The sequence below is a fragment of the Terribacillus aidingensis genome, assembly GCF_900215625.1.
Classification (GTDB): domain Bacteria; phylum Bacillota; class Bacilli; order Bacillales; family Amphibacillaceae; genus Terribacillus; species Terribacillus aidingensis.
The window spans coordinates 138,892-153,037 of the sequence record NZ_OBEK01000003.1 but is presented as its reverse complement, the minus strand read 5'-3'; the positions used below and the strand labels follow the sequence as shown (position 1 = coordinate 153,037).

Genomic DNA, 14,146 nt, shown 5'->3' with positions numbered 1-14,146 from the left:
TTAGAAGGAGGTACATAGTTGTTTTATTTTGAAGTGAAACGAATTATTGTTGTTATATTCGGCGCCCTGCTAAACGCGGTCGCATTAAATTTCTTTCTAATACCTGCAAGTGTATATGGCAGCGGGTTTACCGGTGCTGCACAGCTATTATATGATTTCTTTGCGCAAGTAGTTGGAACCACTGCGATTGGGACGGGTATCTGGCTCTTCCTATTAAATGTTCCAGTAGCTATTTTAGGCTGGATGAAGGTAGGAAAAGGCTTTACGATCTACAGCCTCTTTTCTGTTGCTTGTATGACTGTCATGCTGGAGCTGCTGCCGATTCACGCGCTTTCAGATGATATTATCCTAAACGCAGTGTTTGGCGGAGTAATTGCTGGTGTGGGTGTTGGTCTTACATTGAAGTGGGGTGCTTCTACTGGAGGGATGGACATTGTTGTCATGATTCTGTCTCGCCTGAAAGATAGACCTGTCGGTACTTACTTCCTCATGTTAAATGGAATCATTATTCTTCTGGCTGGCCTGCTTAATGAGCCCGCCAATGCCTTGTATACGCTCGTTACCTTGTATGTTTCTACTCGAGTCATTGATGCCATTCATACGCGTTATGAAAAAGTAACTGCTATGATTGTCACCTCTCAGGCGGACGAGCTGCAGCAAGCTATCTACAACAAGATGGTTCGCGGCATTACAGTTATTCCAGTTCGAGGCGGTTACACAAAACAAGATAAAAATATGCTGATGCTCGTGATTACACGTTATGAATTGTATGATTTAGAGCATATCATCAAAGAAGTGGATCCGGCTGCTTTCATGAACGTTGTCGAGACAGCAGGTATTTACGGTTTCTTCCGGAAAGACAAATAAAAGCTGAGGAGCATATAGTAGCTCCTCAGCTTTTTAATAGCCTGCTTCTTCCATTACGGCGACGACTTTTGCAGAAAGTGCGTCCCAATCTGCGTTCGGCAGCTTGTTAATTGTAATGAAGTTTTGGAAGCCGAATACATTATCGACACCTTCAACTGTCATCAGCTGATTCATGATGTCGTATTCACTCGTTTGTCCAGGCATAACAGAAACACTGCCATTCCCTTCAAAAATCATTTTATCAGTTGTAAATTTCTTTGCATTCGGATTCGGGGTATTTTCCACTCTAATACTCATGCTCTTGACCTCCTAGCGTCCATACTTATTCCTATCATAGCAGATAGACAACATTTAAAAAAGCGAGAAATATCTAGCTCGATTACAGGGACGGACGGGTATGCTCAAAGGAAAAGGAGAAGTTTGGATTGTTTGTCAGAATCTTGCTGATGGCGGCATTGCTGGTCTTATATTATCCGAATGGATGTTTCTTTGTCAGCAGCTTACAGGTATCCGCGTTTATACACTATTGATGAATGTGGACTTTATTCCAGTCTTGAAACAGGTGAAGTGGAATAAACGGATGCTTAATGCGTTTCATTTAATTTATTTCCTGGGCAATTGTTACCACTTACATCTTGATGAAGAGAAAATTATCTGCTAACAAGTGGATAATCGCTCTTATAATGAGTGCTGCTGTGGCATGTGGAGAAGGCAAAAGAATATAAAATAAATCATTATCTTATAAAACCTTCATCGTTTATAAAAAAGAAGAAGAAGTAAAGAGGCAGATCCGATACTCGGATCTGCCTCTTTTTGTTACTGGTCGAGCTTCTGCTGGAAGTCCTGCAATTTCTGCTTTTCTTCTGCAGTTGCATCATTGTATGCAGATTGGATGGCCTCTTGCGCTGTGGCAGAGTCATCCTTACTTGGCTTGTTCGTCAAGCTCTGCATTTTGTGTTTTGCTTTCTCGAAGAAGTTTTCCATCCTAAAACCCTCCATTATGGCTTTCTGATTTTTGCTTCTTCACCGTATCGCTGAAGCGTTCGCGGTAAACGAAGATCTCGTCATGCTGCCTCACCGATTGTGCACCTTGACTTGTTATACGTTTTGATTTACTTCTCTTGCTCATTCGTTACCCCTCCGAACGTCTTAAGAAGTAAAAGCATAACCGGCTTTACCCGATTACGCTTTTATTTTGCACCCATAACGGAAAGATTATAAGATGAAAAAATTGCTAATTAGTTTGCAGGCGTTTCCAGCTTTAAATACGAATGAAGGAAGGATGCAATACCATCTTCCATATTCGTACCGGTTGTGTAATTGGCCAAGTCCTTCAAAGGCGCAATGGCATTCCCCATTGCTACGCCAGCACCGGCGTATTCAATCATTTCCAAATCATTATCTTCATCACCAAAAGCAATAATGCGATTTTGCGGAATGCCGTAATAATGGGAGATCTTCTGAAGACCAACAGCCTTGCTCAGGCCTTTACGGATAATCTCTATTATGTGGTAAGGTGCTCCCCAGCGTCGGTGTTCAATCACCTCGGCATGCTCTTGTTCCAACGTTTCACGTATGGAAGCAACTTGGTTTTCATGTGGATAAATAAGTAAGGATGTAGGATCATCCTGCAGCAGCGATGTTAAACTGCCGACTTTTATCGGATCATCTTCCTCTTCCAAATGAAACAGATCCAATAAGTATTGGTCGTACCGATCAATATAAACATCATCCATCACTTCAGCAATGATATTTTTGACGTCAAGCCGATGGCAAGTTTCGACGATTTTCCTTGCCGTCCGAATTGGCATTGGTGAGTGAACCGCATCCCATTTCTTCTCATCAGGATGATGGATAAGCGCACCATTAAAGTTGACCATCGGTGTAGTTAAGCCTAGCTCTCGGTAATAATCGAGAGAAGCTCGGTGCGGTCTTCCTGTTGCAATAACGACAATATGACCTGCTCGTTTCGCTGCCGCAATTGCTTGTTTGTTTCTTTCGGATATGTGTTTATCATCTGTTAAGAGTGTTCCGTCCAAATCTAGTGCTATTAAGTGCTTTTCCATTATTTATCACCTCTATATTGTACATTATAGTGTATCTCTCTCTTCTTTATCTGTAAAGAAATCGTCAAGACGAGCAGAATCAATTTACAAAGACCATCTGAACATACTAAGATGAAACAGTAGGTAATGGAAAATGAAGAAGAGGATGAAGTGAATGATCGTCATTAAAGAAGAAGTCTGGAACGAGGTGCCACTGCTTCGAGTCGAACAAGCAGGTGCTGAAGATCAGGAACTTCCAGTGTTTACATATTTCCACGGATTTACAAGCGCAAGAGAACATAATTTACCGATGGCTTATATGCTTGCTGAGAAGGGCTATCGTGTCTTGCTGCCCGAAGCACTGCATCATGGAATACGAGAGGATGCTAACAGCAGCAGCAAGCGCCAAATGGAATTTTTCGCTATCGTAAAGGAAAATCTTCATGATTTAGAGCGAATTCATCACTACGCATCGGAAAATGGCTTCATCCGAGATAATCGTTTTGCCATTGGTGGTACGAGTATGGGCGGAATTACGACATGTGCAGCATTGACGCAGTATGATTGGGTTAATGCCGGTATGGTCATGATGGGATCACCCAAAATTGCTGCTTTCGCACGAGATATGGTAGAAGCAGTAAAACAATCAGGTATGCAAATGAATATTTCAGATGATGAGTTAGAACAGCTTTACACACAGCTGGAAACAATTGATTTGTCGCTTCATCCGGAAACAATCGGCAGCCGGCCGCTGTTCTTCTGGCATGGTGATCAAGATCCAGTTGTTCCGTATAAACATTCTCGTAGCTTTTACGAGATTCTGGAACAAAAAGCGAAAAAACCTGAACAGTTCACCTACGTGTCAGAAGCAGGCACAGGTCATAAAGTTTCCAGAAAGGCCATGCTGGCAGGAACAGCGTGGCTGGAGACTGTATTGTAAGGAGTTTATTTCTATTTTGACGAAAATATGTTTAAATAGATGCAGACAAACAGTTATTGGAACTGATTTAAAGGAGGAGCAGACATGGATCAGGCATTAGAAGAGAATATGATGGGTGCACTGGAGAACGTTATCGACCCCGAACTTGGAATTGATATCGTGAACCTTGGACTAGTGTACGGCGTAGATATAGATGAAGATGGTACAGGCATCGTAACGATGACATTAACAGCAATGGGTTGTCCGCTTGCTGGCCACATTGAACAGGATGTTAAGCGAGTTCTAATGGACATTCCGGAAGTGAAAGAAACAAAAGTAAATATCGTATGGAGTCCGCCATGGTCTAAAGACCGTATGTCCCGCTATGCAAAAATAGCGCTCGGAATTCCGGATTGATGCATAATCCTCCTGCATAAGCAGGAGGATTTTTTTGCACAACCCAACCCTTCCCTGCATAGGCTGTGGGTGAAAAGGGGGAGGTTCATCGTGACACATTCTTATGAACAGTATCCGCAATTAAAGCAAATGATGGATAAATGTAAGCAGCATAAACATCAATATGTAATGGTTCAATTATTGGATGGCTATCAGATGGATGGTATTATCTTAGATGTAGATGACGAATACGTTCATCTTGCGATACCGGCTTCGGAACAGTATGATTATGTCGAGCAAGATGAATATCGATATGGCTATCCTGGTTATCCGGGATATGGATATGGTTACGGCTACAATCCGCGCTACAGACTGCGCCGATTAGTTTTGCCGCTAGTTGGTCTAGCTGCACTTAGCTTGATTCCATGGTAATAGAAAAACCTTGCCGGTTGGCAAGGTTTTATTCGTTCTCTTCCGCATCTGGAAGTACTGCAGATACAGTCCAGACACCTAGACTGAAGATAATTGTCATGACAATCACAAGTGACATGTCATAAGGATCACCAGACATACTTGTCAGTACGAACGCTGCAACAGCACTAAGAACGAATCCCCAAATAATGGTTACGATAAATCGCATTAGTATCACCTCTATTATTCACACATATACTTCTATCATAGCAGGTTCCGGCTAAAAAGAAAACGATTCTTGTGCATTTGCTCACATGAATAGAAGAGGTGGTCAGGTATGCATTTTCTCATCGACAACTGTTACTCTTTTGAAGGGTATCATCTGGTTGAAACCTTATTGGAAGAAGGGCATGAAGTGTCAGGTATCCATTCTTCCGTTTTATCCAATAAGGAAGTACATTTGAGTATGTATCTTGGGCGGCATGCATTGTTTAGTGAAGGTATTCAAGAGAAGGATTACGCTGCTTATGTGACATTTTTCGGAGAAGGAGCAAAGCAAGTTGATGTCCAAAGGCGTGTGAATTTGCACTATGGAACATCAGAAGATACAGATGCTGATGTACAAATTCTGCTGCCGATCTGTTATGGGAAATGGATGCCAAGAGACACAGACGCCCTGCAATGGGAGGGACAGAATATTCCTTTTGATGATGCTTTCTTCCGTGCACATGCGCTGCCGATTCAGCCTGTCATGCAAACTGTCAGCAAACTGCTAGCGGGAGATACGAGCTCTAAGAACTATCGTTTTTATGCAAAAGATGTCTGTCCGGAGCAGGAAGATCGGACAGTTATTGCTTTTACGCGTAATTTGAAGGATGATTTAACTGCTTTACATCAACATTATGCGAAATACAGTCAATTTTATAAATAAGCCTGCTCCGTACAGTATTATTTTGAAAGGAATTTCATGGCGTGTTTCTTAACATGTTTTACATATGGAGAAAGCTGGTCATACGTTTCCATAAGCGTACCAGCGGTCTCCATTAGATTAAACTCTTTTTTTGGTTCCTCCTTGGCTGTTTCTTGCTTTTTGCCAAATAAAAAAGCGTCCATACGGGAATTATTTCGTTTCATAATCACACCTCCATACGTTACAATATGTCCAGAAAGTGCTTCTTGGCTATGCCGCTACCTAGCAAAAGAAATTTTGTTATATGTTTTAAGCTTACAGAACGCCAAAAATACGTTACAATATATCTCAGATTATGCACTTTATCTATATAAATATGGTCTTATTCTATTTTCGACCAGTTAGAACAGCTTCAGCAGTATTTTTGCTGAAGGAGGAGGAACCAACGTATGGAAAAGAAAAGAGTTGTTGTCACAGGTATTGGCGCAGTGACACCAGTAGGAAATGACGCTGCAACAATGTGGCAGAACCTTTTAGAAGGAAAATCGGGTATTGACTATCTTACTCGAGTAAATAAAGAAGACTACCCTGCAAAAGTGGCAGCGGAAGTGAAAAATTTCAATCCAGAAGATTATATGGAAAAGAAAGATTCTAAACGGATGGATTTATTCACCCAGTATGCCGTTGCTGCAAGTAAAATGGCAGTAGAAGATGCGAAGCTTTCCATTACCGATGAAAATGCAAACCGTATTGGTGTTTGGATTGGATCTGGTATCGGCGGTATGGGAACGTATGAAGAACAGTTTGAGAAACTGATGACAAAGGGTCCTCGCCGTGTGAGTCCTTTCTTCGTTCCAATGATGATTCCGGACATGGCTTCCGGACAAGTATCCATTCAGCTGGGAGCGAAAGGTATTAACTCTTGTACGGTTACTGCTTGTGCATCTGGTGCAAACTCCATTGGAGATGCTTATAAAGTGATCGAGCGCGGAGATGCAGATATCATGATTACCGGCGGTACAGAAGCGCCGCTTACTAAAATGGCATTCGCAGGTTTTGCTGCTGCGAAAGCTCTTTCCTTTAATGATGATCCAGCTACTGCAAGCCGCCCATTTGATGCAAACCGTGATGGTTTCGTTATGGGAGAAGGAGCCGGTATCTTAATTTTGGAATCCCTTGAATCAGCACTAGAACGCGGTGCAACGATTTATGCAGAAATCGCAGGATATGGTTCTTCAGGTGATGCTTATCACATTACAGCGCCAGCTCCAGAAGGCGAAGGAGCTGTCCGTGCGATGCGTCAAGCGATGGAAGACGCAGAGCTGCAAGCGGAAGATATTGATTACGTTAACGCCCATGGGACAAGCACGGAATTGAATGATAAATTCGAAACGGCTGCTTTAAAACAGCTCTTAGGCGATCATGCGTATCAGACAGCTATTTCCTCAACGAAATCCATGACAGGCCATATGCTTGGCGCTGCTGGAGCAGTTGAAGCAATTATCTGTGTTAAATCGATTCAGGATTCGGTTGTTCCGCCAACAATCAATCAGTCAGAGAAAGATCCGCTTTGTGATTTAGACTATGTACCAAATGTGAAACGAGAGAAAACTGTCCGTGCAGCGTTAAGCAATTCACTTGGATTCGGCGGTCACAATGCTGCTCTAGTATTCAAGCAATATCAATAAACACAAAAACCTCCTACTTTAATTTTTAGGAGGTTTTTTTTGTTGCTCGATTCATGGTTTAGAAGAATAAAACTTTGCTGGTTGGTCATAATGTATCCTACTACAAGCCACACGGCACGTGCTCCCTACACCCAATAGATATAGCACCATGCAAGTGCGTACCAGTGTCGGATTAGCAGAATCGAAAAGCAAAGTGAGGGTTATCTATGTTATTTATGCATGATATTTGGGTGAACTGGTTCGAAGGTGAAGAAAATGGCTATAACGTATGCTCATTCCATGAATGGCGTAAAGAAGATGGGATCGAACTGCTGGATCAAGTACCACTGCTTTACATAGAAGATTCGCTGTTCACCTACATTGAAAATGATTTACAAGAATTGCCGAAAGCACTGCTGGATTTGATTCACCGAAAAGCTTTCTTGCGAAAAAATCAAGAACGGATTGCTATTGATTATGCATGCATTGTAACGAACGGAAAAGCAATCCTGGCCATTGATACGATGGGGTATATTACTCCTGTTCGAAAAAGCAGACTCATTCCTCGTCAGGAAAGACTGGTTTATCAGATGATTGAAGATTCGCAGCCGGAAAGTTTTGATTGGCGTACAAGTGAAGAGAACAAGCAGTATCATATCCTATCTTTGCAGCCGGACTTAATGGTTGGGCTGACACGAAAAGAAAGACAGTTGAAACAGCTTCTTATGATGGCGATGGATCAGCTGGAAACGAGTGAAAATCTCGAACAGGTCCGCTACTGGCTGACTGAGTGGAAGCCAGAGGAATATCATGTGAATCGTTCCCTGAACTTCCAGGAAGCGTGGCAGAAACTATACGAAGGTGTTTCAATTGGCTGGAGCAGAAAACAAGAAGAACTTTGCGAAAAGATGGTAAAAGGACAGCCGTTTTACGAAAAACTGTGGGAATTAGAACAAAGTGACCAGGCGAAAACTTCATAAAAAAAATGACCGGCAGGTAAACTGCCGGTCATTTTTTATTTGCCGCGACCTAAGCCCATCGCTTTTTTAGCTTTTCTTAATGTCTTGTTGGCAGCAGCCTGTGCGCGTTCTGCGCCCTTATCAAGCACTTCGTCTAATTCATCGCTTTCCAACCATTCATAATAACGCTTTTGCAGCGGAGCAAGCATATTCACAACAGCATCTGCAACCGCTTGTTTGAAATCGCCATAACCGCTATCGGCAAATTCTTGTTCACTTTCTGCAATGGTTTTGTTCGTCGCAACAGAGTAAATCGTCAGCAAATTGCTGACGCCTGGTTTATTTTCTTTATCGTAGCGTACGACTCCTTCAGAATCCGTAACGGCGCTCTTTATTTTCTTCTCAATCTGTTTTGGTTCATCTAAGATGAAGATAGAAGCTTTCAAATTTGTATCTGACTTGCTCATTTTCTTTGTTGGCTCCTGTAACGACATAATACGTGCGCCAACTTTCGTTATTTGAATATCAGGAACAGTGAATATGTTGTTGAATCGATTATTGAACCGCTCCGCCACATTTCTTGTTAATTCCAGATGCTGCTTTTGATCATCTCCGACAGGTACAATATCGGTATTGTATAGAAGAATATCGGCAGCCATCAGCGGGGGATACGTAAGCAAAGCAGCAGAAACGCCATCTTTGCCATCTGATTTATCTTTGAATTGAGTCATCCGTTCCAATTCACCAATATAACTGATTGATTGAATCATCCAGCCTAGCTGTGTATGTGCAGGCACTTCGGATTGGATGAAAAGAACCGATTTATCTGGATCAATTCCAGCAGCAAGGTAAAGCGCTGCAAGTGAGCGAATCTGTTTTTTTAGCTTTAGTCTGTCTTGCGGAACTGTAATCGCATGTTCATCCACGATACAAAAGTAGCATTGGTTTTCTTCCTGCAACGCTGGAAATTGGCTAAGAGCACCAATATAATTACCAAGCGTTAAACTGCCGCTTGGCTGAATACCTGAAAAGATTGTCTTCATTGTCATCTTCCTCCTAAAAAAGTCCATAAAAAAATCCATTCGCTAACCTGCTTGCATGCAGGGACGAATAGACCGCGGTGCCACCCTAATTACCCTTCTAATGAAGGATCACTTTACGCAGTTAACGCCTGCCAAAACGTCGGGAGACAATCCCGCAGCTCCGAAAACCCAATTTCCGCTACCCATAGTGCTCGTTCTCACCAGCCACAAGCTCTCTTCAACTAGAGGGGTACCGTACTATATTTTCATCTTCGCTTTTTTAAACTTGTTAGTTAACTATTATATGCATCTTGCGACCGGTTTGCAAGCTGGTCTGTCAGATGAGGTAGAATATTGCCAGCAGGATAAGCATTAGTCCGATTAAGACGGCTGCTTGGAATTGCAGGTACCGCAGAAATGAGCGGTTCACCCATTGCGACGGATCCCCATTCTCTTCAAAGTCTAGTAATCCCTTGCTCATCATTTTTCCGAACCTGCGGAAACTTCTCGTAATTCCATCCAACACTCTGCCTTTAATAACGAATAAAAGTAAAGCAGCAACAAAGTAGAAGAATGCTACATAAAAGAAAGAGTTAATAAGTGTAAGCAGACTTTGTTCATCCGAAGCAAGAAATAGAACCAATGTGATGACTAAGTTGATCATTAATAAGATAAAATGCCCTTTACCAAACAAAATACATAACCGCCTTCGTAATATGATGAACCATTATAGCATAAGTGCTTCCAGTATTTTAGTAATCGAATATTATAGGTGAAAGGAGCATTTTTAGGATTCTTACTCTGCAAATTGTGTGAAAAGCATAAAATAAAGAGTAAAATCAGTAAAATAAACTAGGTTTATAGTCCTATTTTGTGTTATGAAAATGCAATGTTTTCGCACTTTTGTAAAATTCCTATAAATTTAGGGGTGCACAAATTGTGAGAAAACTTGTATAATTCTAATTGCGAACAAGTTGTTCGTTGAAAGTTGAAAAAATTTAGAATTTTTGGGGAGGTCATGTTTTACATGAGAAAGAAGAACTGGTTATTAGTTGCACTTGTTTTAGTACTTAGTTCATTCCTAGCAGCATGTTCCAGCGGCTCTGATAGCTCGGGCGGAGATGGCGGCAGCGGAAGCGGAGACAGCGCTTCAGGTTCTGCAAATGGCGAACAGGTATTCAACCTTACAGAAGCATCTGACATTCCTTCTATGGATCCGCAAGTTTCTACGGACACAGCAGGAAGCCAATGGATCTCCGAAACATACGAAGGACTTTACCGTATGAAAGATGGAGAAATATCTGAAGGTATCGCTAAAGGTGAGCCTGAGGTTAGTGAAGATGCTTTAACTTGGACATTCAATTTACGCGATAACGCGAAGTGGAGTAACGGTGATCCTGTTACAGCGCACGATTTTGTATACGGATGGCAAAGAGCTGTTGATCCAGAAACAAAGTCTGAATATGGACCGTACATGATGGGCGGCGTAATTAAAAATGCTGAAGCTATTGCAACAGGTGAGAAAGATGTATCTGAACTTGGTGTAAAAGCGGATGGCGATTACAAGCTAGTTGTAGAACTTGAAAAACCAGTTCCTTATTTCGAATCTCTTACTGCTTTCACTACATTCTTCCCTGTTAATCAGAAGTTTGTAGAAGAACAAGGCGATAAGTTCGCTCTTGAAGCGGATACAATGATTTCGAATGGTCCATTCAAAATGAGTGAATGGAATCATGGCAGCAGCTTTAAATTTGTAAAGAATGAAGATTACTGGGATGCAGAAACAGTTCAATTAGAAGAAATCAATGTGCAAGTTGTTAAAGATTTAGCTACAGGTGTTAACTTGTACGATACTGGAGAAATCGATCGTACACCACTATCTTCTGAATTTGTAAATCAAAAAATTAATGACCCTGGTTTTGCTACTTATTTGGAAGCAGGTCCATGGTACTTGAAACTTAACCAAAAACGAAATGGCGAAGACACGCCACTAGCAAATATCAATGTGCGTAAAGCTATTGCACAGGCGATTGACAAAAAAGGTCTAGTTGATGTAGTACTGAACAACGGTTCTACTGAAATCAATGGCTTGATTCCAGAAGGTTTCTATTCGAATGAAGATGGTCAAGATTTCCGTGAAGCAAGTGGAGACTATTTGACTTATGATGTTGAAGCTGCGAAAGAGTCTTGGGAAAAAGCGAAAGAAGAGCTAGGAACAGAAGAAGTAACTGTAGAAATCCTTACGGGTGATACAACTACTTCCACTCAAATGGTTGACTATTTCCAAGAGCAATTAGAATCTAATCTGGAAGGTCTTACTGTTAAAACGTTGAAAGTACCATTCCAACAAAGATTAGAGCTAGACACAGCTGAAGATTACGACATTGAAGTTGCAGGTTGGAATCCAGATTACGTTGATCCATATACTTTCCTAAGTTTGTTTGAAACTGACGGAGAGAATAACCATATGAATTACTCTAGCGAAGCATATGATACTGCAGTTGAGAGATCTGTAAATGAAAATGCTCTTGATCCAGAAGCTCGCTGGAACGATGCACTTGAAGCAGAGAAAATTCTAATGGAAGATGCTGCAATTGCACCAATTTACCAGGATGGTCGTTCTTACTTGATCAGTCCGAAGCTTAAAAATGTATATAAGAACCAAACTGGTGCACGTTGGGAATTTAAATGGGCATATGCCGATAACGCAGCAGCAGAAAATGCACAATAAGCTAACAACTTATAATTGAAGTGTTGGTTAAGGGAGTATAAACGCCTGATAGTTTATACTCTCTTTCCCTTTGTATAATATTGTCTAAATAGAAAAAAAATTCAAATATCTTAGGAGGCTATCATGGCTAGGTATATTGGACAACGCTTAATATACATGGTGATAACGTTATTTTTAATCGCTACAATCTCATTTATTTTAATGAAGTTCCTACCAGGAACGCCACTTTCAGCTGCAGATAAGCTTAGCCCTGAACAGAGAGAGATTATATTAGAAAGCTATGGCTTAAATGATCCCATTCCTGTTCAGTATGGGAAATACTTAGTAGGATTGGTACAAGGAGATTTGGGGATTTCTTTCCAATTCGATAACAGACCCGTAACAAGCATATTGGGCGAGGGTATCCCTGCTTCTGCCAAGCTCGGCATACAAGCCTTGCTGCTAGGTACAATACTTGGGGTCGCGTTAGGATTATTATCTGCTGTTTACCATAATGGTTTTACGGACTACGCCTCTACTGTTATTGCTGTATTAGGTACCTCTATTCCTTCATTCATTTTTGCGGGGATAATGCAGTATTTCATCGCTGTTAAGCTCGGATGGTTACCGGTAGCATTTTGGAATGGATTTGAATACACAATTCTTCCAACTATCGCATTAGCCATCTTCCCGCTTGCCACTTGTGCACGTTTCGTAAGAACAGAGATGATTGAAGTTCTAAATCAAGATTATATTACTACAGCAAGAGCTAAAGGGTTATCTGGTACTACAGTCGTCTTCAAACATGGTATTAGAAACGCATTAATTCCTTTGATTACGGTTTTAGGACCTCTTGCAGTAAGCTTGCTGACTGGTACGTTGGTAATTGAACAAATTTTCTCTGTACCTGGGATAGGTCAACAGTTTGTTTCTTCCGTTGTTACAAATGATTTCCCGGTTATTATGGGTACGACTCTGTTTTTTGCTGTAGTATTTATAGCCATGATTCTAATTATAGATATCCTTTATGGAATAATCGATCCTAGAATTAGAATATCTGGAGGCAAATAACACATGGAAAATAAAAAACAATTTGATCAGGACCTATTCAAACGCGTAGATCGTACCAATGAACAGAGTGACAATATTGTAAGAGAGAGTCGCACGCTTTTACAAGATGCTTTCCGAAGTCTAAGAAAAAATGTATTTGTAATGATAGCGGCTGTTGTGTTACTTGTCATCGTATTAATGAGTATATTTGCTCCAATATTCAGTGACTATACTACTCGGGAACAAGATTTAAATAAATCATTGCTTGGTCCGCGAATTCCTGTACTTGAAAATATATCTTGGCTTGGATTAGATGGTATGGAGACAAAGACATTTAATGGTAACAACGTAGAAACAGCGAAACAAAAAGCATTGCTGCAATATAAAAATAATGAGGATTTCATTTCGTTTGATGTAGTTAGTGAAGGAAATGGAACACCAAACTCAGCTAAAGTAGAAGCTACCTACGATAAATATGCTGCTAGCGGCTTTGAAAATGAGTATTTTTATTTTGGTACCGACAGACTTGGCCGTGACCTATGGACGAGAACATGGGACGGTACTAGAGTGTCACTCTTAATAGCAGTGGTTGCAGCATTAATTGATTTGGTAATAGGGGTCCTTTATGGAGGAATCGCCGCTTATTATGGCGGGAAAGTCGATAATATGATGATGCGTTTCCTAGAGATTGTTATAGGTATACCGAATTTAGTAGTCGTTATCCTCATGATTTTGATTCTGGAACCAGGGCTTTGGGCTATAATCATTGCACTTACCATAACTGGGTGGACGAGTATGGCCAGAATTGTTAGAGGTGAGATACTGAAATTGAAAGGACAAGAATTTGTTCTTGCTGCTAGAACACTCGGTGCTCCGGATAAAAGAATAATTTTGAGACACTTAATTCCAAATGTGATGGGTCTAATTATTGTTAATACAATGTTCTCTATCCCATCGGCTATATTCTTTGAATCCTTCTTAAGCTTTATTGGTCTAGGATTACCTTCACCAGCAGCATCATTAGGAACATTAATTAATGATGGTTTTGCAGCATTGCAGACAACACCATCTATACTAGTATTTCCAGCAGTACTGATTTCTTTGATAATGATAGGATTCAATATACTCGGTGACGGTGTTCGTGATGCATTTGATCCAAGATTGAATAAAAAATGATAGCAGGTGAAAAT

The 14,146-nt window shown here is 41.0% G+C and carries 19 protein-coding genes and 1 other annotated feature; of the genes, 11 read left to right on the top strand and 8 right to left on the bottom strand.

The window, feature by feature from the left end; translation table 11 throughout:
- Window positions 1-18: 18 nt before the first annotated feature.
- Window positions 19-867: a YitT family protein gene (locus CRO17_RS11335; RefSeq protein ID WP_097042298.1), complete on the top strand. Its 849-nt coding sequence runs from the start codon at window positions 19-21 to the stop codon at window positions 865-867.
- Between the two features lie 33 nt (window positions 868-900).
- Here the strand turns inward: CRO17_RS11335 and CRO17_RS11330 are convergent, their stop codons facing one another.
- Window positions 901-1,164 carry a NifU N-terminal domain-containing protein gene (locus CRO17_RS11330; protein ID WP_097042296.1) on the bottom strand — a complete coding sequence of 88 codons (264 nt, stop codon included), beginning with the start codon at window positions 1,162-1,164 and terminating at the stop codon, window positions 901-903.
- 100 nt (window positions 1,165-1,264) lie between these two features.
- On the opposite strand from CRO17_RS11330, the gene CRO17_RS11325 reads away from it, so the two are divergent.
- Window positions 1,265-1,528 carry a hypothetical protein gene (locus tag CRO17_RS11325; RefSeq protein ID WP_097042294.1) on the top strand — a complete coding sequence of 88 codons (264 nt, stop codon included), beginning with the start codon at window positions 1,265-1,267 and terminating at the stop codon, window positions 1,526-1,528.
- 155 nt (window positions 1,529-1,683) lie between these two features.
- Here the strand turns inward: CRO17_RS11325 and CRO17_RS17360 are convergent, their stop codons facing one another.
- The 3 genes from CRO17_RS17360 to CRO17_RS11320 form a co-directional block, all read right to left on the bottom strand.
- Window positions 1,684-1,851 (bottom strand): DUF3813 family protein, encoded by a 168-nt coding sequence (locus tag CRO17_RS17360; protein WP_179636993.1) that lies wholly within the window; start codon window positions 1,849-1,851, stop codon window positions 1,684-1,686.
- A gap of 1 nt (window position 1,852) precedes the next feature.
- The gene (locus CRO17_RS17565; RefSeq protein ID WP_179106589.1) at window positions 1,853-1,996 is read right to left on the bottom strand and encodes a hypothetical protein; all 144 of its coding nucleotides are present in this window, start codon (window positions 1,994-1,996) and stop codon (window positions 1,853-1,855) included.
- Between the two features lie 109 nt (window positions 1,997-2,105).
- A complete protein-coding gene (locus tag CRO17_RS11320; RefSeq protein WP_097042292.1) occupies window positions 2,106-2,933 on the bottom strand; it encodes a Cof-type HAD-IIB family hydrolase in 828 nt (275 codons plus the stop codon).
- Between the two features lie 154 nt (window positions 2,934-3,087).
- On the opposite strand from CRO17_RS11320, the gene CRO17_RS11315 reads away from it, so the two are divergent.
- From CRO17_RS11315 to CRO17_RS11305, 3 genes are all read left to right on the top strand, one after another.
- Window positions 3,088-3,852 carry a prolyl oligopeptidase family serine peptidase gene (locus tag CRO17_RS11315; RefSeq protein ID WP_097042290.1) on the top strand — a complete coding sequence of 255 codons (765 nt, stop codon included), beginning with the start codon at window positions 3,088-3,090 and terminating at the stop codon, window positions 3,850-3,852.
- 84 nt (window positions 3,853-3,936) lie between these two features.
- Window positions 3,937-4,248 carry a metal-sulfur cluster assembly factor gene (locus CRO17_RS11310; RefSeq protein WP_097042288.1) on the top strand — a complete coding sequence of 104 codons (312 nt, stop codon included), beginning with the start codon at window positions 3,937-3,939 and terminating at the stop codon, window positions 4,246-4,248.
- Between the two features lie 90 nt (window positions 4,249-4,338).
- The gene (locus CRO17_RS11305; RefSeq protein WP_245864778.1) at window positions 4,339-4,659 is read left to right on the top strand and encodes a hypothetical protein; all 321 of its coding nucleotides are present in this window, start codon (window positions 4,339-4,341) and stop codon (window positions 4,657-4,659) included.
- Window positions 4,660-4,687: 28 nt separating this feature from the next.
- On the opposite strand, the gene CRO17_RS11300 is transcribed toward CRO17_RS11305, so the two are convergent.
- A complete protein-coding gene (locus CRO17_RS11300) occupies window positions 4,688-4,867 on the bottom strand; it encodes a DUF2929 family protein (RefSeq protein WP_097042286.1) in 180 nt (59 codons plus the stop codon).
- A gap of 108 nt (window positions 4,868-4,975) precedes the next feature.
- Between CRO17_RS11300 and CRO17_RS11295 the strand changes: the two genes are divergently transcribed.
- On the top strand, window positions 4,976-5,569 hold the full coding sequence (locus CRO17_RS11295) for a hypothetical protein (protein WP_097042284.1): 594 nt from the start codon (window positions 4,976-4,978) through the stop codon (window positions 5,567-5,569).
- A gap of 17 nt (window positions 5,570-5,586) precedes the next feature.
- Here CRO17_RS11295 and CRO17_RS11290 read toward each other — a convergent pair whose 3' ends face one another.
- Window positions 5,587-5,772, bottom strand: a complete 186-nt coding sequence (locus tag CRO17_RS11290; protein WP_097042282.1) for a hypothetical protein — start codon at window positions 5,770-5,772, stop codon at window positions 5,587-5,589.
- A gap of 225 nt (window positions 5,773-5,997) precedes the next feature.
- Between CRO17_RS11290 and fabF the strand changes: the two genes are divergently transcribed.
- Both fabF and CRO17_RS11280 read left to right on the top strand, forming a co-directional pair.
- The gene (fabF, locus tag CRO17_RS11285; protein ID WP_097042280.1) at window positions 5,998-7,236 is read left to right on the top strand and encodes a beta-ketoacyl-ACP synthase II; all 1,239 of its coding nucleotides are present in this window, start codon (window positions 5,998-6,000) and stop codon (window positions 7,234-7,236) included.
- A gap of 206 nt (window positions 7,237-7,442) precedes the next feature.
- Window positions 7,443-8,195 carry a YjbA family protein gene (locus tag CRO17_RS11280; RefSeq protein ID WP_097042278.1) on the top strand — a complete coding sequence of 251 codons (753 nt, stop codon included), beginning with the start codon at window positions 7,443-7,445 and terminating at the stop codon, window positions 8,193-8,195.
- A gap of 35 nt (window positions 8,196-8,230) precedes the next feature.
- On the opposite strand, the gene trpS is transcribed toward CRO17_RS11280, so the two are convergent.
- Window positions 8,231-9,217: a tryptophan--tRNA ligase gene (gene trpS / locus CRO17_RS11275; RefSeq protein WP_097042276.1), complete on the bottom strand. Its 987-nt coding sequence runs from the start codon at window positions 9,215-9,217 to the stop codon at window positions 8,231-8,233.
- 56 nt (window positions 9,218-9,273) lie between these two features.
- Window positions 9,274-9,478: a binding site (T-box leader), on the bottom strand.
- A gap of 55 nt (window positions 9,479-9,533) precedes the next feature.
- Window positions 9,534-9,890 (bottom strand): DUF3899 domain-containing protein, encoded by a 357-nt coding sequence (locus tag CRO17_RS11270; protein ID WP_097042273.1) that lies wholly within the window; start codon window positions 9,888-9,890, stop codon window positions 9,534-9,536.
- Between the two features lie 333 nt (window positions 9,891-10,223).
- Here CRO17_RS11270 and CRO17_RS11265 point away from each other — a divergent pair, with 333 nt between their 5' ends.
- The 3 genes from CRO17_RS11265 to opp3C all read left to right on the top strand — a co-directional run bounded on the left by CRO17_RS11265 (window position 10,224) and on the right by opp3C (window position 14,132).
- Window positions 10,224-11,927 (top strand): peptide ABC transporter substrate-binding protein, encoded by a 1,704-nt coding sequence (locus tag CRO17_RS11265; protein WP_097042271.1) that lies wholly within the window; start codon window positions 10,224-10,226, stop codon window positions 11,925-11,927.
- 123 nt (window positions 11,928-12,050) lie between these two features.
- Complete coding sequence (gene opp3b, locus CRO17_RS11260; RefSeq protein ID WP_097042268.1) at window positions 12,051-12,977, top strand: oligopeptide ABC transporter permease; 927 nt, start codon at window positions 12,051-12,053, stop codon at window positions 12,975-12,977.
- Window positions 12,978-12,980: 3 nt separating this feature from the next.
- Window positions 12,981-14,132: an oligopeptide ABC transporter permease gene (gene opp3C / locus CRO17_RS11255; RefSeq protein ID WP_097042266.1), complete on the top strand. Its 1,152-nt coding sequence runs from the start codon at window positions 12,981-12,983 to the stop codon at window positions 14,130-14,132.
- Window positions 14,133-14,146 lie beyond the last annotated feature (14 nt).